Below are 25,842 nucleotides of genomic sequence, written 5' to 3'. Positions count from 1 at the left end.
AGTGGAGAGAGGGACGAATCATGAGTAAAAAGTTTACTGTAACAATCGCGGGCGGAGGAAGCACATTTACGCCGGGTATCGTCTTAATGCTGTTGGATAATCTGGACAAATTCCCTATTGGAAAACTAAAGTTCTATGATAACGATAAGGAAAGACAAGATATCATAGCCGGAGCATGCGACGTTATTTTAAAAGAACAAGCGCCGGACATTGAATTTGTTGCGACTGTTGATCCGGAAGAAGCCTTCACAGATATCGATTTTGTTATGGCCCATATCCGGGTCGGCAAGTACGCAATGCGCGAATTGGATGAAAAAATCCCTTTAAAATACGGTGTGCTGGGTCAAGAAACCTGCGGCCCCGGTGGAATAGCTTATGGGATGAGATCCATTGGCGGAGTAATTGAAATCCTTGACTACATGGAAAAATACTCGCCAGATGCATGGATGCTCAATTACTCGAACCCGGCGTCGATCGTTGCCGAAGCGACCCGCAGATTGAGACCGGATTCCAGGGTTTTGAACATTTGCGATATGCCGATAGGTATTGAAGCGCGGATGGCTGAAATTTCAGGATTAGAGTCCAGAAAAGATATGACCGTCCGTTATTATGGACTGAATCATTTTGGCTGGTGGACGGATATTCGCGATAAAGACGGAAATGATTTAAAGCCGAAAATTAAAGAGCATGTCGCAAAACATGGCTATGTTGTTTCGGTTGGAGACAGCCAGCACACGGAAGCAAGCTGGAATGATACCTTCGCTAAAGCCAAAGATGTGTATGCTGTGGACCCGGACACTTTTCCTAACACCTATCTGAAATACTATTTATTCCCGGATGATGTTGTTCAGCATTCTAACATAGAATATACACGAGCAAATGAAGTCATGGATGGAAGAGAAAAGTTTGTATTTGGCGAAGCCAGAAAAATTATCGAACAGCAATCTACAGAAGGCTCCGGATTGCATATTGATGAACATGCTTCCTATATTGTTGACCTTGCAAGAGCCATTGCCTTTAATACGATATTACTAAGTAATCATTTCCACTTTACAATCTATTGTGGGTGGCGAAAGCATGGGGTTAGATATTCATAAGCTGGTAGACAAATATCAGTTGAATCAAACGGAAGAAAAAATATTATTATATATTATCGACAATATAGAGAATGTGAAAGTAATAGGGGTAAGAGGCATCGCAAAGGAATTTTATACATCTACAACGACAATTATGAATTTGGCAAAAAAATTGGGCCATACCGGCTTTCTGGATATGTATTATCATCTTAATTTTACATTGAAGGATAAAAAGTCTCAATTTTCCGGCGAAAAAAATAATCAATTCTACGGTGTTGATTTGGAACAATTATTATCATTAATAGATCACAAAAAAATAGACGAATTTGTAAACTTGTTGATGGAACACAATGATGAAATTATATATACTTGCGGAGGAGGATTCTCCACACCTATTACGGAATATATAACCAGAAAATTAGTCGTTCTCGGATTTAAATGTATCTATTCCGAGTCAATTGAAAGCTACGATGTAAACCCTGTACAGGCAAAATTGTTTATCAATGTTTCCAAATCGGGAGAAACGGATTTTTTGCTGAAATTGTCTCATTCGGCAAAGAGAAATGGAATTAAAATCATTTCATTTACAGGAGACACGGAAAATTCTTTATCCAAACTATCGGATATAAATTTGAAAATAGTTGATATGAATACGATGGATGACCGTAATAAGTCAGCCTCTTCCTTCTATGCGAATGTGCTGATGCTATTTGAGTAATTTGGTTGGTGAATATTTGGAGAGAATAAAGGAAGACCCCGATAATAATTGAAATATGAGAACAACAAACTCTTATCCTGAAAACGTGTTTCTTTTGTAAAGAACATGTTTTTTTGCGTTCTGAAAATATTTACATAAGTAAACGCTTTAATATAATATCGGTGTATAAGAATAAAGTAGCTTGAGAGAGGGAGGGTAAATTGGTTCTTAAAGGAAAAGTAAATCAAATACTCTAAATCATTTGGAGGTATTTCTCATGTTTAATAAAATTAAAGCGCTTGTATTCCAGGATAAACCGGAGGATCAAGAATATGGATTTATCGTTCCTGTTTCCGGAGAAATTATCGATTTGGGCCACGTGCCGGACGAAGCATTTTCCCAGCGAATGATGGGGGACGGATTTGCTATACAGCCTGAGAATGGAGAAGTCTTCTCGCCGGTTGATGGAGTCGTTACGACAGTGGTTCCCAGCAAGCATGCTTTTTCCATTAAAAGCAATTCCGGGATTGAATTTTTAATCCATTTTGGCGTGGATACGGTTAAGCTAAAAGGAGAAGGCTTTGATGTTTATGTTAAGGAAGGAAGTATAGTTAAAGCGGGGGACTTGATCTTAAAGGTTAACCTCGAACAAATCAAGGACAAAGTGCCGTCTGTTGCTGTTCCGGTTATTTTTATCGAACTGAACGGAAAGAGCTTCAGTTACAAGACCGGTAAAGTAGCAGCAAAGCAAAGAGACGCTGTTACTATACAATAGGAGGATATGCGACCGAGCATATTGCAACCGGTAACAATAGATATACCAACCATCCTGCTTAAGGGGACCTACAACATTACAAGGAATGATTTTCAATTCTGAACCGGTAAGGCCTGGGAAAAAATCAGTTTAATAACGGGGAGTCGGTAAACATGAGGGCAGCGGTGTTTAAAGGAAAGCATAATATGGAAGTGCTAGATTGGGAAACGACGGATCTCGAGCCGCATGAGGTGCGAATTCGGGTCGAAAGTTGCGGCATTTGTGGCACGGATCAGCACATTTATCATGGCCATCCCGGATCTGCGGTGGTAAACCCGCCGATCGTGCTCGGCCATGAACTGGCAGGCGAAGTAATAGAGTTGGGGTCCAGAGTTTCGAACTTGAAGCTAGTACCTTGACCTATTTTTATTCTAGTTTTATGCTCTTTCTATAAGAAAAATATGGGAGGGCAAGCAAATGAACAAAAAATACGAGGTTCGGCTTGAGCCGAAAGAACGTGAAAGAATTGAACAACTTCTTCATGCCGAAACGACATCTCCCGGCATTCGCCGCCGCTGTCTCGTGCTGCTTCTTTCGGATGAAAATCAAGGTGCTATTCCCAAGCAGACTGAAATTGCCAGTCGTTCAGGAGTCAGTAATGCAACCGTTTTTTACACCGTTAGAGACTACTGTACCCACGGACTGGAGCAAACGCTCTGTTACCGCCGCCGTGCTGAACCGGCACGCCCTTCACCGATCACCGGTGAGGTGGAAGCCCGAATTATTGCATTAGCCTGCTCTGAGCCTCCAAAAGGGTATGCGCGCTGGACGATTCGTTTGCTAACGCGCCGAGTCATTGAGCTGAATATTTTAGAATCGGTCGGACGAGAAACCATTCGGACGACTTTAAAAAAACGAAACTTAAGCCTCACCTGAAAAACAATGGTGCATTCCCGCCAAATCGAGCAGTGAATTCGTCGCTCGGATGGAAGACGTCTTAGAGACCTATGCCCTGCCTTATGACCCTGAAATCCCGCTCATTTGTATGGATGAACAGCCGATCCAGCTGCTCGATCATTCGCGCCCACCGCAACCTATGAAGCCAGGACAGGTTCTGCGAGAAGACTACGAGTATGTTCGCAAAGGCAGCTGCAGCCTGTTTCTGTTCACGGAGCCGCTCGCCGGGTGGCGTCACGTGCAGGCTTCGGAAAGACGCACAAAATCCGATTGGGCTCTGCAGATCCAAGAACTGCTGGAGGTCCACTACCCAGAGGCGAAACGGGTTCGGCTCGTGATGGATAACTTGAATACCCATACGATCTCGTCCTTGTATGAAACCTTTCCGCCTGAACAGGCGTTGGCTTTGGCAAAACGGCTAGAGATCCATTATACCCCTAAGCATGGAAGTTGGTTAAACATTGCTGAGATAGAACTCAGTGTAATGACGATCCAATGCCTGAACCGCCGAATCACCTCTATTGAAGAATTGCAGGGCGAGGTGTCCGCTTGGGAAACCGAACGCAACCGAATTCAGAAATCTGTCGATTGGCAATTTACCACGGAGCAGGCACGAGGCAAGTTAAAGCATTTGTATCCTGAAATTTGATCTAGTCAAGGTACTAGGAGACAGAGTATCGATAGATCCGAATATTTATTGCGGCGAATGTGAATATTGTCGGAGCGGCCGGTCCCATTTGTGCGATCATCTTCAAGCAATCGGCGTGACGCGAGACGGTGGCATGGCGGAATATTGCATTGTTCCTGCGGTAAACGCTTACTGTATCCCGAACGAGATGAGCTATGTTGAAGGTGCGATGGTAGAACCTGTCGGTTGCGTCTTGCACGGATTGAAGACAATCGATGTTCGCCCGGTTCATACGGTACTCATTATCGGTGGCGGTTTCATTGGCCAATTGTTCCTCCAGCTTATAAAAAAACAAGGAGCGGCAAAAATTATTGTCAGCGAACCTGCGGTGGAGAAACACGAGCGGCTTCTTGAACTTGGGGCGAACGAGGTCGTGCGGCCAACGAGTCCGGAAACGGTACGGCAACTGATCAATATTGCAGATATTGTAATCGAATGCGTGGGACGCCAAGAATCGATGGAGCTTGCAATCAAAGCAGCTCGAAAAGGAGGTCAAATCCTTCTGTTCGGCGTACCCTCGCCAGACACTCTGATTAATGTTTCGCCGTTTACCATTTTTTCAAAAGAACTAAGCATAAAGGGATCCTTTATTAATCCTTTCACACATGAGGAAGCGATTTCTTTCATTCGGCAAAACATAGTACGGATTGAGCCATTAATCAGCCATTATTTCGCACTATATACCCGGCGAAAAATAAATTGAGTTGAGCGATCATGCACAACCCACAAAGAAATAAATTCCAGTATAATAGTCTTCAATACGATGATTATTGGAGACGATACAAATGAGTGTACGAGTTGGTGTGGCAGAAGAACACAAAGCAGCAGCCATTCTGGAAATCAAAGCCGCGATGAAAATAAACAAAGATTTACGGATGCACGAAAGGTATCAGACGATCCTCCTGCTGTTACTTGGCGAATCCTACGAACGAATTTCCGAAGTGACAGGACGAACGGTTGCGACCTTATATAACTACAGCAAAGCTTACCGAGAGCAAGGGATGCAGGGGCTACAAATCGGACGTCCTCCAGGACGACATCGCTTGTTAACTGCTGAACAAGAGCAACAAGTGTATGAAGTGATAACGAATCAAACGCCGAGGATCAAGGATTTCCTTCCCAGATGAACTGGACTTCTCCACTCGTTCGGAAATGGATCGAACAAAAGTGGAATATTCGGTATTCGGATCGAGGGACACGAGACCTTTTGTACCGTTTGAAGCTTAGCTTTACGAAGCCGACCTACACACTGGCTAAAGCAGACCCACAGAAACAAGAAGAATTCAAAGAACACTTTCAGGAGTTAAAAACTCCTCGCTGGGCGCATCGACCGGATTCTGTTTGAAGATGAGTCCATGATCCGGGATTACCAAGCGCTTTCTCGTACCTGGTTTCCCAAGGGGCAGCAAAAAATCATTCCCACCTACGGCAAGCATTGGGGAGCGAAGCTGATCGGGACGCTGGATTATGAATCCGGCGAAGTGTTTTGCGTACAAGAAGAACAGTATACCGCCAAAGAATTCTTGTCCTTTCTGGAACGCGTCTTGAAAAGTATGAAGGCGACCGAATCGTGATGATTTTGGACAATGCACGAATTCATCACGCAGACCTCATCCAGCCTTTTTTAAAAGAATATCAAGCCAAACTCACCTTGGTTTATTTGCCTCCGTATAGTCCGAATTTGAACATGATTGAAGAATTGTGGGGCTGGTTAAAATCATCCGTAATTCATAATGTCTTCTTCGACTCGGTACAAAAAATTCGCAAAGTTGTTCAAGGATTTATCCGTTTGATTAATGAAACGCCCGCTGCCACAGTTGAACGCTTATGTCTTCAATTCTAAATATTAAATGCCGAATATATAGATGACATTCCGGGAGTGATGAGGGAATATCCGCAAATGAATGTAGCGAAAGGTGTAGTCACTCATTCTACATAATCTGCGATGTCACAAGCATCATTCGGCAATCTCTTCCCATTTCATCGGCTTCACCTCGCGGTTGTCTACTTTATTCAATACAGCATGGTTAGAGATGTTAAACTTATAAGTGGAAGACAGTAAGTTTGGATTTGGATATGGTAATGTCATAAAGTGATTTCGGTTCGCAACCACATCTCCAACGTGATGCAAAAAATGAATGTAAAAGGCCGTTCGCAAGCGGTTGCCTGGGCTGATCAAGCTTGGGTAGCTGAAGATGGAGACGGGGCCTGCGATTATGCGTTAAGCCTTCTTTTAGCCTAATGGGCGAAAGGAGGTTTTTTGTTGTGGCCGCCAATAACAATGGGAAGTCTCCGAGTCGAACCTATCGCGCGATTGACGAAACATCCGCAAGTTTTACATTCCGATTATCTCCAGTTAAAGAAGCAGGTTTAAAGTTCATAATTGTAGTCTTTATCAGGCTAAAGATGAACACGAGGGAGCGTGTAATTCGAATTGAAGAATTGGAGGAGAAACTTGAAGAAGTTGCTGGCGGGATGTTTGGCGGGAGCATTGGCTCTATCGGGGTTTGGTCAGGCTCGTTCCGTTAAGGCGGAGGAAATTCCCAAACTGCTGATTACGGAAGTGGTGTTTAATTCACCCAATACCAACAGTGCGGATGTGAAAGCTTGGGAGTACATCGAAGTCTACAACAATAGCGCGGAAACGGCCTCTTTGAATGACTATTATGTGAATATTGAGAATTTTGACGGCTCGAAGGTCTACAAGTGGACGATCAAGGGCAGCAAGAGCATTTCTCCCTACGGGACAGCCGTGCTCCGCGGTTACCTTGACGGAGAGCAGGGCAGTCTTGCGAAGTTCAATGCCGCCTACAGCATGAACCCGGGTCTTGCGGAAGAGCAGAGCGCTTTTCTTGACCAGCCTTCAGGAAATCTGGTAAATACGGGAACATATAAAGTGACTCTTCGAAAAGCTTCGGATAACGGCACAGTCTCTGTGGCCAGATATAATGATTCGGTCATCAGCGACACCGACAAAAGCGACGATAGTAACGGAAAAAGCGTTATATATGCTTACAATCCTGCCGGCGGGGCTCTGATGACGAAGTTGTCTTCCAAGCAGACCCCGACACCGGGAACGCTGCTGAATGGACAAGTTCCTCCGCGTGCGGAGCTTCCGGCGGAAGCCGTAGCGCCGCTTATCCGCCATACGGCAGCAATCGCGGAGACTGAACCGGTGAATGTAAGCGTCACGGCTCAGGTATATGACGAGACGTGGCTTGGCAGCGTCAAGTTGTTCTATAAGGCGGAGGAAGCCGATGCCTATACAGTGACATCCATGACCTACAGCGAGCGCGGCGCAGAAGGCTGGAACGATTATTCCGGTGTCATACCGTCCTCCGTAATGACCGGAACCAAGAGCGTTAAATACTACATTGAAGCTTCCGACGGCGTGAACACCGCCCGCTATCCGCAGCAGCCGGACAGCTTTGAGACGATTACGGTTAAGGATGCAGCCGGCGGAGGAAAGGGACCCTATCTTCTGATTTCCGAAATCATATTTAATGCCAAGACGGCGGCCGGGGCGACGGGCGGGGGAGAAAGCTACGAATATATCGAGCTTTACAACAACAGCAACCGGCCGATTCCGCTGAAGGAATATAAGGTGCTGTACGGGTATTATGACAACCGTTCTCCTATCGTTCTTGACATTGACGATGACTATATTTTGCAGCCTCAAAAAACGGTTCTGCTATGGAACTACGTGGTCAACACGAGCGACACGCTGGCTAATTTCAACAAGACTTACGGCACTTCCTACACGGAAGATCAGATTATTGTCCTGAATCCGGGATACGGCTTCTCCAATACGGGCGGCCGGAGCCTGGCTATCGCCACGGATACGGATGAAATCATCTCCAAGGCGGTCTACAATGACGCCGACGGCTACAACTCCACCGATGTGAGCGATAGCAAGGACCATACCGGTGTGGTTTACAAGGCGGCGGAAGACGGTTCCGCGACAATGGTGAAGCTGGCATCGAAGCAAGCGCCGTCACCCGGGACGCTCATTCCTGACCAGGTCCCCGCCCAGCGGATGGAGCTTCCCGCTGACTTTATCAAGCCGGTGCTCAGTCATATGATCCCTGCGGGATCGACTTTGCCTAAAGCGCTGGAGCTGTCGGTCAAGGTTAGCGATGATCAGAAAGTCGAAGATGTGAGCTTGCATTATAAAACGGATAAAATGTCCGACTATGCCGCATCTTCCATGGCCTCAGTCGGGGACAGCGTCTACAAGACAGTCGTTCCCGAAGCGGCGCTGACGGGCGCTTCCAGGCTGCAATATTACATTTTGGCATCGGACGGACGGAACAACGCCGACAGCCGGGACAAGGAGGGCAAAGACTACGAAATTAAAGTGGTTTCCTCCCTTCATCCGCTGGAAAGCGGGCTGCTGATTACGGAAATCATGCCGGATAATACGGGAAATGACGATTATGAGTTTGTGGAGGTTTATAACAATACGAGCCTCCCCATCCATCTTGACCAGTACAAGCTGGTCTATGAAACCCGGACCGGAGTGGCAAGTCCGATTGATCTGACGGAAGACTACGTGCTGGCCTCAAAGGGAACAGCCGTGATCTGGCTGCAGACTTCCGTCACCCGGGGAAAACCCGTAAGCAACTTTAATAGCCTGTACAATGTGAATCTTGAAGATTCTTCGCTGCTCCCTGTCTTATGGGACGGCACCGGACTGCCGGACTCGGAAGAGGGCAGGATATTGATCGCCGAAGATGCGGCTTATCCTTACCATCACGCGGGGGATATTGTTTCGCAGGCCTGGTTCAGCGTAAGCCAGGATGAGGCCGTAACGGGCCGGGGCGTTGTGTTTGAATATCCGCTGGACGGAGGCAACAGAATGTTCCGCCGGGGATACGACCAGACTCCTACGCCCGGGACGCTGCTTGAAGGGCAAGTACCGGAAACGCCGATTGAGCTTTCGGCTGACACGGAGCCGCCGGTAATCACGTATATTCCCGCTGCGGGAACTCAACCGGTGCAGGATCTTACGCTGACCGCTTCGGTTGCCGACAGTCAAAAGATAAAACAGGTCAATCTGTATTATAAAAAGAACGGCGCAAGCGACTATACCCGTGTGAATATGCTGCGCGCGGGCGCCGAAGCTTACGTATCGGACATCGTCAAATCCTATAATCTGCTGAACGCGGAATATGTGGACTATTATTTTACGGCGTCGGATGGCACGAATACCGTTTCAACAGTTGAGACGGAAGGCCGGCCTTACCGGCTTCAATTCTCCCCGAGGGCCCAGCTGTCCCTGAATGTGGAAGAAGGAGAGTGGCTGCGGGGAACCCTGACACTGAAGGGGTACGCGGGCACGGAAGACACTTTGAGTCTGTCGGTTGACGGCAATGCTGTGGAAACGGCACCGGAACCGGGCGGCGACGCTTATATCGTATTCGAAGCTAACGATCTGCAGTCTACCTCATTCTTGAACGGTCTGTATATCAATGAAGAGTTTGTCGGCTACCTGCCGGCAGGGTCGAATTACAGCACTTTGGCAGTTCCTTTAGAGGGACATTGGTTCAAGCCCGGGGAAAATACGGTGGCCTTCACGTCGGGGAATGGAGTATCGCCGAGGGGGCTTGAAGGCAACAATGACGATTATAAGCTGCAAAATGCCCGCTTCCTCAACTGGGACGGTACCGCTCCTCAAATCTCCGCAAAGACCAAGAGCAGCAGCGGGAAATTTGTCAGTCTGGCCAATGCGACGAACCGGATTACGATAAACGATGATGTGCCCGAGGTTCATTTTGCGGTCCAACTGCCCGCATCAACGTTTACCGGAGTGAGGCATGAACTTGATACCGCTGTGTTGGCCGACGGTCCGCATACCTTTAAGCTGGATGGAGCCGCCGGACAAACGATAAGTGTGCCGGCTTCCGTTGACAACACGCTTCCGGCTATTGAGAATCTGTCGGTTGAGGAAGGGAAGAGTTACAGAGGCCCTGTAACCCTGAGCGGCACGATATCCGATGCATCATCCGGCATGGATGCCGTTACCGCGACTGTAGACGGTGCGGCAGTTCCGTTTCCGTCGGACCGGCCGGCCGCTCTCCCGGCAGGAGGACACAAGCTTGAAGTAACGGCCGTGGACAAGGCCGGCAACGAAACGAAACGCTCAGTTTCGTTCGAGATTCAGAACGATGCGCCGAACAAGCCCTCCGAGCCTTCTCCACAAGCCGGCGGGAAGGTTGACTCCGGAAAGGCGGTCCTCAGCGTGAAGGCGTCCGATCCGAACGGCGACCCGTTGGACGTGACCTTTTACAAGGGCTACCGCTACGACTTTAATGGCGCCAAGTCCCAAGCCGCTTATGCGAACTCGGTGGATCGTGAGCCGCCGCTTGAGCTTGCGCCATCCGGCGAAAAAGAGCTTGCGGGGGATGATATAGCCAAGATAAGCCAAAAGGACGGACGGTATTTTGTAACGGACGCCGATGGTCTGTTCCCGTACCACCGGTTTGACTTCACTCTTGATGAAGAACCGGCAGCCGAAGATGAAGTTGAAGTCGTATGGGAAGGACATTCTCTCGCGGGACGGCAAGTGACCATGTACACCTGGAATTACAATACGGGAAAATGGGAGCGGGCAGCATCGGGCCTTGGCGAACAGGATTTCCGTCTGGAGGCCAAGGTGAAAGCCGGCGGTATGGTTCGCGGCAAAACTGTGCATGTGCTTATTCAGGATTTGCTGCCATCTCCGGACGACGTTGATTTTTCATTTGCATGGGTAAGCGATACCCAATATTATTCAGATTCGTACCCGGGCATTTATAAATCCATGATGGATTATATCGTCGATCAAAAGGATAGCAAGAAGATTGTCTACTCCATCCATACCGGCGACCTTGTCGACGACTGGGACCGCGCGGATGAATGGGCTGTGGCCAGCAACAGCATGAAGACGCTGGAGGAAGCCGGAATGCCGTACGGCCTGGTGGCCGGCAATCATGATGTTAACCATAACGAGGCCGACTACAAGGAGTATTACAAGTATTTCGGCAAATCGCGGTTCGAGAGCCAGCCGACTTTCGGCGGCGATTTCCACAATAACCGCGATCACTACGATCTGATATCCGCAAGCGGCCAGGATTTCATTATTATGTACCTCGGGTGGAATGTGCAGAAAGATACGGTCGCCTGGGCCAATGAGGTGCTGAAGCAGTACCCTGATCGGAAGGCTATCGTCGCCACGCATCAATACATTACACCTACCGGCGATTACGCCGGCGACGGACAGGAGATCTGGACGGATATTGTTGCACCGAACAACAACGTGTTCATGGTGCTGTGCGGACATCATCATGGCGTGGCCTATAATGTAAAGCACGCTCCCGACGGCCGGACCGTTGTCGAGATGCTGTCCGATTATCAATCGGCGACCGAGGGGGGTTCGGGGTACCTGCGGATGCTGCAGTTTGATCTGGATAACAGCAAAATTCATGTCAATACCTACTCGCCTTACCTGGACGACCAGAACTACTATGACGAGCCGGGCAAGGATGAATTCGATATCGATTATACGCCGATGGCGGCAAGCAAGCAGGTCGCCACAGATTATATCGGCGTGAACGTCTATACCAAGAACCGGATTGGCTCGAGCGCCAATACCGTCAGCGGCTCAAGAGCCGAAACGGAGTGGAACGGCCTGTCCCCGGATAACAAATATTCCTGGTATGCGGCGGCGGATGACGGCCACGGCGGAATGGCGTATTCCGACATCTGGTCGTTTGGTACAGGTCAGGCAGACGCTGACCGTACGATAACGGGCATTGAACTGGAGGCTCCTTCTTCTCTGAAAGAAGGCGAGGAAAGAACTGCAGTCGTGAGAGCCGTGTACAGCGACGGCAGCCGGATGCTTTTGAATGAAGGGATTGTGTACAGCAGCAGCAACCCGGCTGTGGCGGCAATCGACAATAAGGGTACCATCAAAGCGCTTCGTTCCGGAACGGCTGATATTCAGGCAAAGTACGGTTCGTTTGCAAAAACGCAGCTTCTGACGGTAACCGCTGAGGAAAGCTTTGAGCCAACGCCTACACCTCAGCCGACATCGGCGCCTGGGACCAAGCCTTCACCTTCGCCAAGTCCGGCGGCTCCCGGTCTGGTACGGACTGTAGTCGAAGCCGAAACAATCAGGGCCGCAGCCGCTGCCGGGTCTGTCACATTGGAAGTTCCGGGAGAAACCGGCGAGCTTGTGCTTCCGGCCGCCGCTCCGGATCTGCTGCTCGGCGCTCCGGTAGCCATCAAAGCATCGGAATGGACGGCTACCGTTCCGGCTGAACTGCTCCAGGCCGCCCGCGATCTGCTTCCGGTAAGCGAGAGAAGCAGCGGGAAACTCGTCTTCTCGGCGAATTCCGTTCCTGCTGAAGCTGCCCAGACCGCGCTTCGGCAGGCATCGTCACTGGAGAGAGCCGGGATCCGGCTTGCCGGCGGGCTCTACGAGTTCGAATTGGCTGCCGTCGACAGCCAGGGCAACAAGCTTTCGCTGAAATCCTTCGGCAAGCCGCTCAAGCTTGCGTTGCGGATCGATCCTTCCGCCGATGAGAGGCTGCTTGGCGTGTACTTTATAGGTAATGGAGGAGAGCTTGAATATCTGCCGGGCACGTTGTCCGGCGGTGTAATAACTGCTCAAGTTTCCCATTTCAGTAAGTACGCCGTGCTGGAGTACGACAAATCCTTCACGGATTTGAATACCGGCCATTGGGCCGCGGAAACCGTGCGCGAGCTGACTGCCAAGCATATAATTCAGGGGACCGGCGACAAATTCGAACCCGGACGCCAGGTGACCCGCGCCGAATTTGCGGCTATGCTCGTTCGTTGGCTGAAGCTTGAAGGCGGGAACGCAGGCGCGTTTACCGACATTTCGGGCGGAGCCTGGTATGCGGAGGAAGTTGCGGCTGCGGTTCAGGCAGGCATTGTGAAGGGAAGAACGGCTTCACGGTTCGATCCCGCATCGGCGGTAACGCGCCAGGAGATGGCGCTTATGATTGTCCGGGCTTATCAATATAACACCGGTCTTCAGACAGCCGGAGCTTCGCCCGCTCCGTTCAAGGATATTGGCAGCGCCGCAAGCTGGGCCAAAGAAGCTGTTCAGCAGGCTTACGGTCTCGGTTTAATCGGCGGCCGCTCCAGTCAGAGCTTCGAGCCGGTCAGCTCGGCGACTCGGGCCGAATGCGCCAAGATCATTCTTAATACGCTGAAGAAGAGTCAATAAAGCAATCCGAAATTCTATATTTTATTACGAGAGCAAGATAAGGAGCAAAGAGTCTTTAAGGGACTCTTTGCTCTTCATCCATATTTGGAGGTCGCACACCGTGAAAGTAATCAGCCTGAAATCATCCGGATGCAGTCTGCTGGCCGTTCTGATTGTTCTGTTTCTGCTGCCTATCCGGCCCGCACTGGCTCATCTGGCCACTATAGGGTATTCCGATATATCCGCCGCCGGCTCGGCGGTGCGCTATCAATTGTACTTGGACCCTCAGGAAGTCGCCCAGTGGATGGACATGACAAGCGGCCGTACTGTGTTTGTCATTGAGCCCGGCGCTTCAACCGCCAAAGCCCGGACCGGCGTTCCCGGCTGGAGCAAGGAGGAATTGCAGCGTCTCGTTGACGATTGCCTGACGATAACGAGCGGCGGCGTTTCCGTGAAGCCGGAAATTACCGAAGCCTCCATGCGAAACAGAGGAGGAGCGCAGTACCTTTACCTCGATATGACCGGGGAATTTCCCGCTGCCGTACATTCCTTCGATATCGGGTACAATTTTTTTTATGATTTGATTGATCCGAAGCACCAGAATTTTGCCACCGTCCGAGTCGGGGGCCAAGAGGCATCAGCCGCGGTATTTACGGAGGGAAGCCGGGTTTTGCACCAAGAATTATCGGCGGAAGGCAGATCTTCCGTCTCCAATAGCATTCCCGGCTGGCTGGCGACGCTCGCTGAATTCACCGGAGTCGGGATCATGCATATCTGGACCGGATTCGACCATCTGTTATTTATCGTCTCCCTGATTATCCTGAAGCAGCGCAAGCAGGATTATATTCAAATACTAACCGCTTTCACGCTCGGCCACAGCGTCACCATAGCGCTTGCCGCGCTGAATATCGTTGACGTGCCGCAGCGGATCGTCGAGCCGCTGATCGCCGCAAGTATCATCTACGTTGCCATAGAGAACATCTGGCTGAGGAGAGTACGCCGCCGATGGCTGGTCGCGCTCGGCTTCGGTCTTGTTCACGGCTTCGGCTTTGCGCAGGTTCTGCAAGGGATGATGCGTGATGACTTTTTGCTGACGTTGTTCTCTTTCAATCTTGGAGTGGAAATCGGACAAATCGCCGTGCTGCTGGCTCTTCTGCCGCTGATTATTATTATTGGCCGCAAAAGCTGGTACGGCGCCGTGAACTATGCCGTCTCGGGCCTGATTGCGGCGATGGGTATTGTCTGGTTTCTGCAGCGGACGCTGCTTTTCTGACGACGCTTCTTCGGAAGCGGACGACCGTCTTGCCTTCTTCTGCCTCGCCCGGGCGGAAGAAGGTTTTTTGTTATGTGCGGGTGAAACAAGCTTTTCTGTTTTAATAGGACATTTTATATGGAAAATAAATGAAAATCTCTTTATAATTAGAAAGAATTGAAAAAAGGAGGATGAGATTTTGAAGAAAAAGCATAAACGTACGCCGGGATTCACGGCCAAAACCGCATTAACCGGAATGGTAACGTTTTCTCTTGTGATGCCGGCAGGATTTGCCGGAGCGGCTTCTTCTTCCGCTGCCGCCGTTGCCCAGCCTGCTTCTTCCAACGTGGTTGCCGAAAAATCCCAAAGCGCCGCGGCGTCTGCGCAGACGAATGAAGCGGATCCTACCAAGGTCAAGTTCACGAAAGAGCAGGCACTCTCTAAGCTGAAAACGCTGTTCCCCATTTTGGCGGAGGCGGAAGTATCGAATGTGGAACTGGGTATTAACAATATGTATCCCTCGCCGTCCAATCAAATGATATGGAACATTCAGTGGAACTACCAGAAGGGCAACAACGGATATGGCTTTAACAGCCAGGTGGATGCTGTTAACGGAGATTTGATCAATACATATCTCTATTTTCCGGACCGGCAGCAGAACGAGAGTTACTATCCGCCTGCGATCACAAGGGAAGAGGCGCTGGAGAAGGCTAAAGTTTTTATCGCCAAGGCTGCTCCCTCCCTGTCAGTTAACGATCTGGAACTGCAGGACAATGTTGATTATATGAGTAATCCGGCACTTTTCGGTCCCGTACAATACGGCTTTAGTTTCACGGTGTTAAGAAATGGCATTCCCTCTCCTCTTGAAAATGTCTCCGTGGCCATCGCTGCGGACGGCAGTGTAAGGCAGTTCAACAAATCGCCGGAGCATTGGAGCTACCCGGCGGCTGCCGCGTCGGTTGCGCAGGCCAAGGCGGAGCAGACATTCAGCGAACAGTTTGACGTGGAACTGGCTTACATCCCCGTCTACAAGAATGGGGGCGCCAACAGCTGGATTCTGGGCTGGCGGCCGACCGAGCGGGCGCTGTCTGCCATCGATGCCTTAACAGGCAAACGGCTGACTGCTTTAGGCGCGGAAAGCACGGTTACATCCGCCGTATACAGCGATGTACCGCAGGCGTCCAATCGCTTTATCTCGAGAAGCGGCGCCACAGAATTGACGAGTGATGAGGCGGCCAAACGGGTGAAGCAGGTTGTCTCCATTCCTGCTGCGAGAAAGCTGGTATCCAGTTCTCTGGGCAGTGATTATGCTGATACCAGCCGTAAGATCTGGAGACTGAACTGGCTGGACAACGCGTCCCTCAGCAGCGGTTATCCATCCCAATCCTTCGCCGAGGTGGACGCCGTTACTGGGCAGATTCTGAGTTTCAATGAAAATAAGTATCCTGTCCCAACCGGCGCTTCGGAGGCGGATACATCGAAAGGAACCAAACTGACGAAGCAGCAGGCCCAGAATAAGGCAATCGCGCTGATTAACCTCCTGTACCCCGATGCTTCCTCCAATCTGAAGCTGGTCGAGCGGGGAGACAGCGCGCTAAACGGGGGCACGGGTTTCAGCTTTCAATTCCTTCGCTTCTATAAAGGCATTCCAGTGGGCGACGGCGGTCTGACGCTTGCTTTGGATAACAAAGGTGCGTTGCAGTCCTATTACCTACCCCGGGCATCAGACCTTGAGAAAGCCGCGATTGACTCTTCGGCAGTGAAAGTTACTAAGGACCAGGCGCGGGCTCAAAGTTTCGACCGATACAAAGTGAAGCTGCAGTATGGAAGCTTCGGAGGCTATACCCCCGCGGGTTATACCGAGCAGAAGATCAAGCTTGTGTATTCGCCGGTATTGGCAGATCCCGTAGGTGCGCCGGAAGTCATTAATGCGGTTACCGGCAAGTGGACTGCGCAGTATCAGGCGCCAAGCCAATTGAAGAAAGCGTCCGCCGCTTCCGATATTCAAGGGAATCCGGCCGAGCAGGCGCTGTCGACATTGGTGAAATACAGCATCCTGATACCGGATGAGAACGGGAAGGTGAATCCCGATTCCGAGATAACAGCCGGAGACTGGCTGAGCTGGATGGCCAAAGCGGTTACGCCTTATTATACCAACATGTATAACGGAAACGAGCGCAAACCGGTCGCCGGCGTAAGCCCGGAAAGCCCTTATTATGATGCGGTCTCCTTCGCTGTGCAGAACCGGTGGATTGACTCGGAGACCGCGTATCAGCCTGACGCCAAGCTGACCCGTGAGGGGCTCGCCGTGCTGCTGACCTCCATCGTCAAATACAACAAGATTTCCTCGTATTTGCAGGCTGATCCGGTCATCAACCAATTTGGAGATGCCGCCTCGATCAGCCGCAAGGGCGAAGTGGCGGTTGCCGTGAAGCTCGGCCTGCTCCAGGGTGAGAATGGCAAGTTTAATCCGGCCGACCTCGTAACCAAGGCCGAAGCTGCTACGGTATTGATCAAGCTGGTGGAGCTCCAGGGCAAAACGGACCAACCCATCGGCCAATCCATGTACTATTAATATCTACTATTAATAAAGCAAGCGGAAAGTCGCAAGCCGTTCAGCGGAGAGAAATATTCCTTCGCGGACGGCTTTTTTCAAAATATAAGACTTATTAGCTTCGCGCCTATCGTTTTGGTCTTTATTTCTACGAGAAACGTACTTGCGTCTTAAAAAGACGCCGTCAGGCGTTTCTTCTTGATTTATCCCTCTTGTTTTAATTAAAAAAATTTGGGACAATAATATACGATTGCCATTTGGCAGCTTTAGTTGAATGACAGGCTGGAGACAGCCTTGAAAAGAGGATAAATAAATGAACAAGATTTCCATTTACGGTTTAACCTTTGAACAACTGGCGGCCTGGCTGCTGGAACGCGGACACCGCAAATACCGGGCGCTGCAGGTCTGGGATTGGCTGTACGTGAAGCGGGTAACGGATTTTTTCGAAATGAGCGATGTTCACCCCGAGGCTTTGAGCCTGCTGAATGAGCATTTTGCAATCCGCACTTTGTCCGAACACGTGAAGCAGGAATCGACGGACGGTACGGTAAAGTTCCTGTTCCGGCTGCCGGACGGAAATTTGATCGAGACGGTATTGATGCGGCAAAAATATGGACTGGCCGTATGCGTAACGACCCAGGTCGGCTGCAACATCGGGTGCAGCTTCTGCGCGAGCGGGCTTTTGTCCAAGGACCGGGACTTGTCTTCCGGAGAGATCGTGGAGCAGATCATGCAAGTCCAGTTGCATCTGGACCGGGCCGGGAAAGGTGAGGCGGTGAGCCATATTGTCGTTATGGGTATCGGGGAACCGTTCGACAACTTCGGGAATATGGTTGACTTTCTGCTGATTATCAAAAATCAGAAGGGGCTGAACATCGCCGGACGCCGTATCACCGTCTCGACCAGCGGCCTTGCGGACAAAATCATCGAATTTGCGGACCTAAATCTTCAGGTGAATCTGGCCATTTCCTTGCATGCGCCGAACGATGAGCTTCGCACCCGCATCATGAAGATCAATCGCGCGATTCCAATCGAGAAGCTGATGGGCGCGATAGACTACTATTTGGAGAAGACGAAGCGGAGAACGACGCTGGAGTATATTTTGCTGCGGGACGTGAACGACCAAAAGGAACATGCTCTGGAGCTGGCCGAATTGATCGGCGAACGGAGATCGCTCATCAACGTAAATCTGATTCCTTATAATCCGGTGGATGAGCACAGCCAGTATCAGCGCAGTGACAGGGAGACGGTCCGGGCCTTCTTCGATACGTTGAAAAAGCAGGGAATAAGCGTCAGCACCCGTCTGGAGCAGGGATCGGATATTGATGCAGCCTGCGGCCAACTGCGAAGCAAGCAGATTAAGGAGTCGGCACTGGGTTAACAATGCCATCCGGCCTCTCTGATTGCCAGATATGTTACACATACACTACATGTAATTAACATAGATATGCCATGTGAATAACACCTCACCCAATGAGGTTCTTCTAAGACAAACAGCCCGCTCGCGCATAATCGCGCAGACGGGCTGTTTTTCTCGCTTTAACTCGCTTTAATTAGGAAGCTTCCTATTTTCCAAGTTGCTTATCCAATTCTCCGACGGGGTTTTCTCCCTTATTTTCTTCAATAGTATCCTTGCTCAAGAACCAGCCGATGGCGGCGATAAGTACGAGCACGATATAGAATGTCGCTTTCCACCAGGTGCTGTGAGCAAAATCCTCGGATAATACGCCTAGCGAGGGGTGCGCGAGCGTGATAACGGCCAGCTTGACGCCGACCCAGCCGACGATAATGAAGGCTGCAACCTCAAGTCCCGGACGGGAATGGAGTAGCTTGACGAAGAACGAAGCGGCGAAGCGCATGATAACGAGTCCGATAAAGCCCCCGGCAAAAATGACGAGGAACACGCCTCCGTCGAGTCCGCCGATTGCGGGAAGACCGCTTGGCGGAAGCGCGACGGCAAGGGCGACTGCGGCAAGAATCGAGTCGACGGCAAAAGCGATGTCAGCGAGCTCCACCTTGAAGACGGTCAGCCAGAAACCGGATTTCTTTTTGTCCGCGCCTTCCTTCGTGCCGCTCTCCGAAGCTTCTTCCGTTACCGGCTTTTTGGAAGCGACGATTTTGCGGATGATGTGATTGGCTGCAATGAACAGCAGATAAATAGCGCCGATTGCCTGCACCTGCCAGATGTCTACAAGGAACGAAATGACGAACAACGAGCCGAACCTGAAGATGAATGCCCCGAACAGCCCGTAAAAGAGCGCCTTTTTCCTCGCTTCCTCGGGAAGGTGTTTCACCATGATTGCCAGCACCAGCGCATTATCCGCGGCGAGCAGCCCTTCCAGCCCCACTAGCACAAGCAGTACCCAGCCGTATTCCAATAATAATCCCAAATCCATTGTTGTTACCTCCTCGTGTTTATAATGACCTAAAACTATATAAAAAAGACCTTTACCAAGCAGATCGGACTCAAAAAAGTCTCAATCTGAATGGTAAAGGTCTCGCTAACAATAAAATATTGCCAATAAAGCCGGAGAACCATATCAACGCTCTCGTACTGACGACTTTATTTAACAGCTACTCCCCTTTACGGGATATTCAGTTTTCTCGTTTCTTCCTATAAAAGATCATATAGTAGTTGATAAGCAATGTCAACAGAGTGAAGTTCAAGGTCGCTTTCTACTATATAAAGTTCAAGGGCTGCTAGATTTGGGGTTCTTTTGCCTTAGCAAGAGGGAAGCTGAGGAGAATCCTTGTGTAAAGCCGCTGTAAAAGGAAATCAAAATGACATTGATTTTCAATGAAAATAGGTTATGAAAACGGAACCATGAAACATATGTGTTATATAATCTGACATTTCATTTGACGAAACTGTAAACACCAGACTATACCGGGTTTTTTCGTGGTTGCGCTAATTGACGATATAGGGGATTGAAAATATGATGAGTGTACAGCAAAGCTTTTCAAGAAAGGTTGGAGTCAGGTTAACTGACACGTCGGATATAGGTTATATAACATTTAACCTATTTGTACCTTACCCACGGAAGTCGGGTCCGAAACACCTGAGGAGCTGACGCTCCGCAAAACTGACGCATGCTTCCGACGCGAGAACGAAGTGGAGCATGCGCAAGGAGTACAACTCCTCATTACATTAAGGAGGTGGGAAAAAATGAAGCCGCAGCCGACGTCGTGTTTATCAAATGCAGCAGAGGACGACATCAGTCGCCACCCTTGCTACAGCGAGGAAGCCCATCGGTTTTTTGCCCGGATGCATATCCCGGTCGCTCCCGCCTGCAACATCCAATGCAATTACTGCAACCGTAAATTCGACTGCGTGAACGAAAGCAGACCAGGGGTTGTCAGTGAGGTGCTGACTCCGGAACAAGCGGAGCGGAAAGTAAAAGGTGTGGCGGCACAATTGATGCAGCTATCGGTGGTCGGCATAGCCGGTCCCGGAGATCCGCTTGCCAACGCGGATAAGACGTTCGATACGTTTGCCAGAGTCAGAAAGAATGTGCCTGATGTGATGCTTTGCCTCAGCACCAACGGACTTACGCTTTACCGGCACATCGATCGGATTGTAGAACTTGGCATCAATCATGTGACCATTACGATTAACGCGATCGACCCTGATGTAGGCAAAGAGATTTATCCTTGGGTGTTCGATGAAGGAGTAAGGTACGAAGGAAGAGAAGCCGCCGCTATGCTGATCAGCCGCCAGCTTCAAGGCGTGGAGGCATTGGCTAAGCAGGGTATTCTCGTCAAAGTCAACTCGATAATGATCCCGGGGGTCAACGATCATCATCTGGTTGAAGTATCAAAGAAAGTCAAAGAACTCGGTGCGACGCTTCATAACGTAACGCCGCTGATTATCGCCCCGGGTAGCCAGTATGAGAAAGACGGTCGCAAAGCTCCCCGTCCAAGGGAATTGAACCAGCTGCAGGAGCAGCTGAGCGAGGGCGGAACCAAGCTTATGCGCCACTGCCGCCAATGCCGTGCAGACGCAGTGGGACTGCTCGGTCAGGACCGGAACCAGGATTTCCAATTGGAAACGATGGAAGCCGATCCTGTAATCGACCTCGACGCAAGAGAACAATTCCAGCAGGAGCTTGACACCAAAATCCGTCAGCGTGTTATCTCGAAGCAGAATCGTCGGAACATTCTTGACGAGAATAAGAAGACTAGAGTCGCGGTTGCTTCCAGAGGCGGAGACAAGGTCAACCAGCATTTCGGACATGCGACGGAATTTATGATTTTCGATACGGACGGCGCCGAAGTGGAATTCGTCGGTATCCGGAAGATTCAGGCCTACTGCCACGGCACAGCCGATTGCAACGGAGATAAAGGCGAAACGCTTCAAGAGATCACCTCAATCCTCAGCGATTGTCGTATTCTTCTCAGCTCCGGTATCGGCGACGCGCCCCGCGCGGCGTTGAACAAAGCAGGCGTGCTGCCTCTGGTCCGCAAAGGCGGAATACAGGAAGCCATTCTTGAAAGTGTGAAATACGGTTCTTATTTTGAAAATATTAATATATCGAAGGGATGATTAATCATGAGTAAGAAACCAAGACAAATCGCATTTTACGGTAAAGGCGGTATCGGTAAATCCACGACTTCCCAGAACACTTTGGCTCAGCTGGCAACGACTTTCGGTCAAAAAATCATGATCGTAGGTTGTGACCCTAAAGCCGACTCCACTCGTCTGATCCTGAACACGAAAGCTCAACAAACAGTACTTCACATGGCCGCTGAATTGGGTTCGGTTGAAGACCTCGAACTGGAAGACGTAGTAGCAACTGGCTTTGGCGACATCCTCTGCGTTGAGTCCGGCGGTCCGGAACCAGGCGTAGGCTGCGCAGGCCGCGGTATCATCACTTCCATCAACTTCCTGGAAGAGCAAGGCGCTTATGACGGCATGGACTTCATCTCTTACGACGTACTCGGTGACGTTGTGTGCGGCGGTTTCGCAATGCCTATCCGCGAGAACAAAGCCCAAGAGATCTACATCGTCTGTTCCGGCGAAATGATGGCTATGTACGCAGCCAACAACATCGCACGCGGTATCCTGAAATATGCTCAAAGCGGCAGCGTTCGTCTGGGCGGCCTGATCTGTAACTCCCGTAACACCGACCGTGAAGACGAGCTGATCATGGAACTTGCACGTCGCTTGAACACGCAAATGATCCACTTCGTACCTCGCGACAACGTTGTACAACATGCCGAGCTGAGAAGAATGACGGTTACTCAGTACAACCCTGAGCACAACCAAGCCAACGAATACAAGCAACTGGCTGACAAAATCCTGCACAACGAAATGCTGAACATTCCGACTCCGATCGAAATGGACGAACTGGAACAACTGCTGATCGATTTCGGTGTGGTGGAAGACGAAGAAACAGCCATCAAAAAGCTGGAAGCTGCTGGTCACTAATAATAAAGCGAACGAGCTTCGCGTAACAATAGAAATTATCCGGTGAATGGAGTGGAGAGACGGTCATTCACCGGATGGAATTAAAAGATCAAATGCCACGCAGGAGGCAAAGTCCTGCATATGAAAAAGGAGGCTCAACGAATGGGACTGGATATTGAGGCGAACAAAAAGTTAGTTGAGGACATACTGGAAGCCTATCCCGATAAAGCGAAAAAAGACCGTAAAAAGCACTTTCAGATTAACACGGAAGAAACCAAGGAATCCTGCAGTTGCTCCCTGAAATCGAACATTAAATCCCGTCCGGGCGTAATGACGCCGCGCGGTTGCTCCTATGCCGGTTCCAAAGGCGTGGTATGGGGACCAATCAAGGATATGGTTCACATCTCCCATGGCCCGGTTGGCTGCGGACAATACAGCTGGGGTACTCGCCGTAACTATGCGAACGGTACGCTTGGTATCGACAACTTCACTGCAATGCAAATCACAAGTGATTTCCAAGAGACGGATATCGTCTTCGGCGGCGACAAGAAGCTGGAAATCATCTGCCGCGAGATCAAGGAAATGTTCCCGCTGGCTAAAGGTATCTCTGTTCAATCCGAATGTCCGGTCGGTCTGATCGGCGACGATATTGAAGCAGTATCGAAGAAAATGACCAAAGAACTGGAAATGCCAATCGTTCCTGTACGTTGCGAAGGTTTCCGCGGCGTCAGCCAATCACTTGGTCACCATATCGCGAACGATGCCATCCGCGACTTTGTAATGGGTAAAGCGGATTTGGCCGAAACGGGTCCTTACGATGTAAATATCATCGGTGACTATAACATCGGCGGCGACGCTTGGGCTTCCCGTATCCTGTTGGAAGAAATGGGTCTGCGCGTAATCGCTCAATGGTCCGGCGACGGCACACTGAACGAGTTGGAAATCGCCCACAAAGCGAAGATGAACCTGATTCACTGCCACCGTTCCATGAACTACATGGTTGATCATATGGAAAAAGCTTACGGTATTCCGTGGATGGAGTACAACTTCTTCGGACCGTCGAAAACTTACGAGAGCCTGCGCGCGATCGCTGCCAAGTTCGACGCAACGATCCAAGAAAACTGCGAGAAGGTTATCGCCAAATACAAGCCGCAAATGGATGCCATCATCGGCAAATACAGACCTCGTCTGGAAGGCAAGAAAGTTATGCTGCTGATCGGTGGTCTGCGTTCCCGCCACACCATCGGCGCTTACGAAGATCTGGGCATGGAAATCGTTGCTACGGGCTACGAATTTGCTCATAAAGACGACTATGAAAGAACCTTCCCTGATATGCAGACAGGATCGATCATCATGGACGATCCGACAGCTTACGAGTTGGAAGAGCTCGCTCAAAAATTGAACATCGACCTTATGGGATCGGGTGTTAAGGAAAAATACGTATACCACAAAATGGGTATTCCGTTCCGTCAAATGCACTCCTGGGATTACAGCGGTCCGTACCATGGCTTCGACGGCTTCAAGATTTTTGCCAAGGACATGGATATGACTGTGAACAACCCGATTTGGAATTTGTTTGACAAGAAAGAAAAAGTACAGCCAGAGGGGGCGAGCGTATGAGTAAGGAAAGAATAAACATTCCAGACTACAACACCTTGTTTACGGAAGAACGCTATGTACAACAGCGTGAGAACAAGAAACAATTTGAAGCGCCTTGCACTGAGCAGGAAACAGCAGAAGCGCTCGCTTACTCCCAATCTGCGGAGTATATGGAAAAGAACTTTGAACGTAAAGCGGTCGTTATCAATCCTCACAAAGCTTGCCAACCGCTCGGATCGGTTATGGCAGCACTCGGATTCGAAAAAACACTGCCGTTCGTACACGGATCGCAAGGCTGTAACTCTTACTTCCGCAGCCATTTAAGCCGTCACTTTAAAGAACCTACGCCAGCCGTTTCTTCCTCGATGACTGAGGATGCAGCCGTATTCGGCGGCATGAGCAACATGATCGACGGTCTGGAGAACGCCGTTGCTCTGTACAAACCGGAGATGGTAGCCGTATGTACCACTTGTATGGCGGAAGTTATCGGTGACGATCTGACGGCCTTTATCGGCAATGCTCGTCAAAAAGGCGCTATCGCCGAAGATTTCCCTGTTACGTATGCCAACACGCCTAGCTTCATCGGCTCGCATATTACTGGGTATGACGCAATGATCAAGAACATTCTGAACCAGCTGTTTGACCGTTCCGGCCTGACTGCCGCACCGGGTACTGGCGAAGAAGGCGAGAAGCTGAACGTACTGCTCGGATTCGAGCCTTACACAGGCAACTTTGCTGAAATCCGCAAAATCCTGAACGCTTTCGATACGAAGTACACGATTCTCGGCGATCACAGCGGCAACTACGATTCCCCGGCTACCGGCGAATATGAGTACTACTATGGCGGAACGAAGCTTGCCGATGTTCCGAAAGCCGCTAACGCGCTGGGTTCGCTCGTACTGCAAAAATATACTCTGAAGAAGACTCAAGAATATATCAGCGGAACCTGGAAACAACAAGTTTCCTCCTTGTCCACTCCGCTCGGCGTAAAAGCTACGGATAAGCTGCTCGCAGCTATCAGCGAACTGACTGGACTTCCGGTTCCGGCATCGCTCACCGAAGAACGCGGACGCGTGGTTGATGCTTACGCTGACAGCCATCCTTACCTGCATGGCAAACGTGTTGCGCTTGCTGGCGACCCTGACCTGCTGCTTGGCCTTATCGGATTCTGCCTTGAAGTCGGCATTGAGCCGGTACACATTCTGTGCTCGAACGGCGACGTTGAATTCGACGGCAAGAAGTGGAAGCTTGAAGTTGAAGAACTGCTGGCATCCAGTCCTTACGGTTCCGAAGCAACTGTCTATGTGGGCAAAGACCTTTGGCACCTGCGTTCGCTGCTGCTTAACGATCCGGTTGACCTGGCCATCGGCAGCTCGCACGTTAAATTCGCCGCCAAGGATGCGGGAGTACCGCTGGTCCGTGTAGGCTTCCCGATCTTTGACCGTCATCATATGCATCGCAATCCGATTATCGGCTACCAAGGAGCACTGAATCTGCTGACCTTGATTGTCAATATTGTCCTCGATCAGTTGGACAACAACGAGTCCGGTTTCGGTGATTTGGTTCGCTAATCAATAGGTAAAAAAGGGAGCAGATTTATCTTGGATAAATCTGCTCCCTCATCCTATTTTACAGAGGAATTAT

The 25,842-nt window shown here is 50.1% G+C and carries 18 protein-coding genes and 3 pseudogenes; 19 read left to right on the top strand and 2 right to left on the bottom strand.

The features are described 5' to 3' along the window. Positions 1–20: 20 nt before the first annotated feature. The 14 genes and pseudogenes from PUR_RS20310 to PUR_RS20255 all read left to right on the top strand — a co-directional run. Positions 21–1,025: pseudogene (locus PUR_RS20310) on the top strand (family 4 glycosyl hydrolase); the annotation flags it as partial. 52 nt (positions 1,026–1,077) lie between these two features. Next, the gene (locus PUR_RS20305; RefSeq protein WP_197970101.1) at positions 1,078–1,794 is read left to right on the top strand and encodes a MurR/RpiR family transcriptional regulator; all 717 of its coding nucleotides are present in this window, start codon (positions 1,078–1,080) and stop codon (positions 1,792–1,794) included. Between the two features lie 256 nt (positions 1,795–2,050). After that, positions 2,051–2,548, top strand: a complete 498-nt coding sequence (locus PUR_RS20300) for a PTS sugar transporter subunit IIA (protein ID WP_179036804.1) — start codon at positions 2,051–2,053, stop codon at positions 2,546–2,548. Between the two features lie 152 nt (positions 2,549–2,700). Then, positions 2,701–2,946, top strand: coding sequence for an alcohol dehydrogenase catalytic domain-containing protein (locus PUR_RS20295; protein ID WP_179036803.1), 246 nt, complete (start codon positions 2,701–2,703; stop codon positions 2,944–2,946). 58 nt (positions 2,947–3,004) lie between these two features. Then, positions 3,005–3,463: a helix-turn-helix domain-containing protein gene (locus tag PUR_RS20290; protein WP_179036613.1), complete on the top strand. Its 459-nt coding sequence runs from the start codon at positions 3,005–3,007 to the stop codon at positions 3,461–3,463. Positions 3,464–3,476: 13 nt separating this feature from the next. Continuing rightward, the gene (locus tag PUR_RS20285; RefSeq protein ID WP_232101895.1) at positions 3,477–4,133 is read left to right on the top strand and encodes an IS630 family transposase; all 657 of its coding nucleotides are present in this window, start codon (positions 3,477–3,479) and stop codon (positions 4,131–4,133) included. Further along, the gene (locus PUR_RS20280; protein WP_179038008.1) at positions 4,114–4,875 is read left to right on the top strand and encodes a zinc-binding dehydrogenase; all 762 of its coding nucleotides are present in this window, start codon (positions 4,114–4,116) and stop codon (positions 4,873–4,875) included. Before PUR_RS20285 ends, PUR_RS20280 begins: the two co-directional genes overlap by 20 nt. Before the next feature lie 82 nt (positions 4,876–4,957). Then, a complete protein-coding gene (locus PUR_RS26655) occupies positions 4,958–5,299 on the top strand; it encodes a helix-turn-helix domain-containing protein (RefSeq protein ID WP_442953734.1) in 342 nt (113 codons plus the stop codon). Continuing rightward, entirely contained in the window at positions 5,296–5,517 is a 222-nt protein-coding gene (locus tag PUR_RS26650; protein WP_442953733.1) for a helix-turn-helix domain-containing protein, read from the top strand. Before PUR_RS26655 ends, PUR_RS26650 begins: the two co-directional genes overlap by 4 nt. Before the next feature lie 10 nt (positions 5,518–5,527). Then, positions 5,528–6,015 (top strand): annotated as a pseudogene (locus PUR_RS26645) (IS630 family transposase). 255 nt (positions 6,016–6,270) lie between these two features. Further along, positions 6,271–6,414: pseudogene (locus PUR_RS26640) on the top strand (LuxR C-terminal-related transcriptional regulator); the annotation flags it as partial. Positions 6,415–6,627: 213 nt separating this feature from the next. Further along, entirely contained in the window at positions 6,628–13,407 is a 6,780-nt protein-coding gene (locus PUR_RS20265) for an S-layer homology domain-containing protein (protein WP_179036802.1), read from the top strand. 100 nt (positions 13,408–13,507) lie between these two features. After that, positions 13,508–14,659, top strand: a complete 1,152-nt coding sequence (locus PUR_RS20260; RefSeq protein ID WP_179036801.1) for a HupE/UreJ family protein — start codon at positions 13,508–13,510, stop codon at positions 14,657–14,659. Between the two features lie 178 nt (positions 14,660–14,837). Continuing rightward, on the top strand, positions 14,838–17,213 hold the full coding sequence (locus PUR_RS20255) for an S-layer homology domain-containing protein (RefSeq protein ID WP_179036800.1): 2,376 nt from the start codon (positions 14,838–14,840) through the stop codon (positions 17,211–17,213). A gap of 9 nt (positions 17,214–17,222) precedes the next feature. Here the strand turns inward: PUR_RS20255 and PUR_RS20250 are convergent, their stop codons facing one another. Beyond that, entirely contained in the window at positions 17,223–17,522 is a 300-nt protein-coding gene (locus PUR_RS20250; RefSeq protein ID WP_179036799.1) for a hypothetical protein, read from the bottom strand. On the opposite strand from PUR_RS20250, the gene rlmN reads away from it, so the two are divergent. Then, positions 17,506–18,573, top strand: a complete 1,068-nt coding sequence (gene rlmN / locus PUR_RS20245) for a dual-specificity RNA methyltransferase RlmN (protein WP_179036798.1) — start codon at positions 17,506–17,508, stop codon at positions 18,571–18,573. The two genes, PUR_RS20250 and rlmN, sit on opposite strands and share 17 nt — an antisense overlap. Before the next feature lie 184 nt (positions 18,574–18,757). Here the strand turns inward: rlmN and PUR_RS20240 are convergent, their stop codons facing one another. Next, positions 18,758–19,588 (bottom strand): TerC family protein, encoded by an 831-nt coding sequence (locus PUR_RS20240; protein WP_179036797.1) that lies wholly within the window; start codon positions 19,586–19,588, stop codon positions 18,758–18,760. A 770-nt stretch (positions 19,589–20,358) separates the two neighbouring features. Between PUR_RS20240 and nifB the strand changes: the two genes are divergently transcribed. The 4 genes from nifB (at position 20,359) to nifK (ending at position 25,769) form a co-directional block, all read left to right on the top strand. After that, positions 20,359–21,735, top strand: a complete 1,377-nt coding sequence (gene nifB, locus PUR_RS20235; RefSeq protein ID WP_179036796.1) for a nitrogenase cofactor biosynthesis protein NifB — start codon at positions 20,359–20,361, stop codon at positions 21,733–21,735. A 6-nt stretch (positions 21,736–21,741) separates the two neighbouring features. Continuing rightward, positions 21,742–22,620 (top strand): nitrogenase iron protein, encoded by an 879-nt coding sequence (gene nifH, locus PUR_RS20230; protein ID WP_124695109.1) that lies wholly within the window; start codon positions 21,742–21,744, stop codon positions 22,618–22,620. Positions 22,621–22,761: 141 nt separating this feature from the next. Beyond that, entirely contained in the window at positions 22,762–24,219 is a 1,458-nt protein-coding gene (gene nifD / locus PUR_RS20225; protein ID WP_179036795.1) for a nitrogenase molybdenum-iron protein alpha chain, read from the top strand. Continuing rightward, positions 24,216–25,769 carry a nitrogenase molybdenum-iron protein subunit beta gene (nifK, locus tag PUR_RS20220; protein WP_179036794.1) on the top strand — a complete coding sequence of 518 codons (1,554 nt, stop codon included), beginning with the start codon at positions 24,216–24,218 and terminating at the stop codon, positions 25,767–25,769. The genes nifD and nifK overlap by 4 nt, the downstream gene beginning before the upstream one ends. The last annotated feature ends 73 nt before the right edge of the window (positions 25,770–25,842 follow it).

Source organism: Paenibacillus sp. URB8-2, assembly GCF_013393385.1.
GTDB lineage: Bacteria > Bacillota > Bacilli > Paenibacillales > Paenibacillaceae > Paenibacillus_AQ.
The sequence above is the reverse complement of the archived record's forward strand: the minus strand, read 5'-3'. Positions and strand labels throughout refer to the sequence as shown.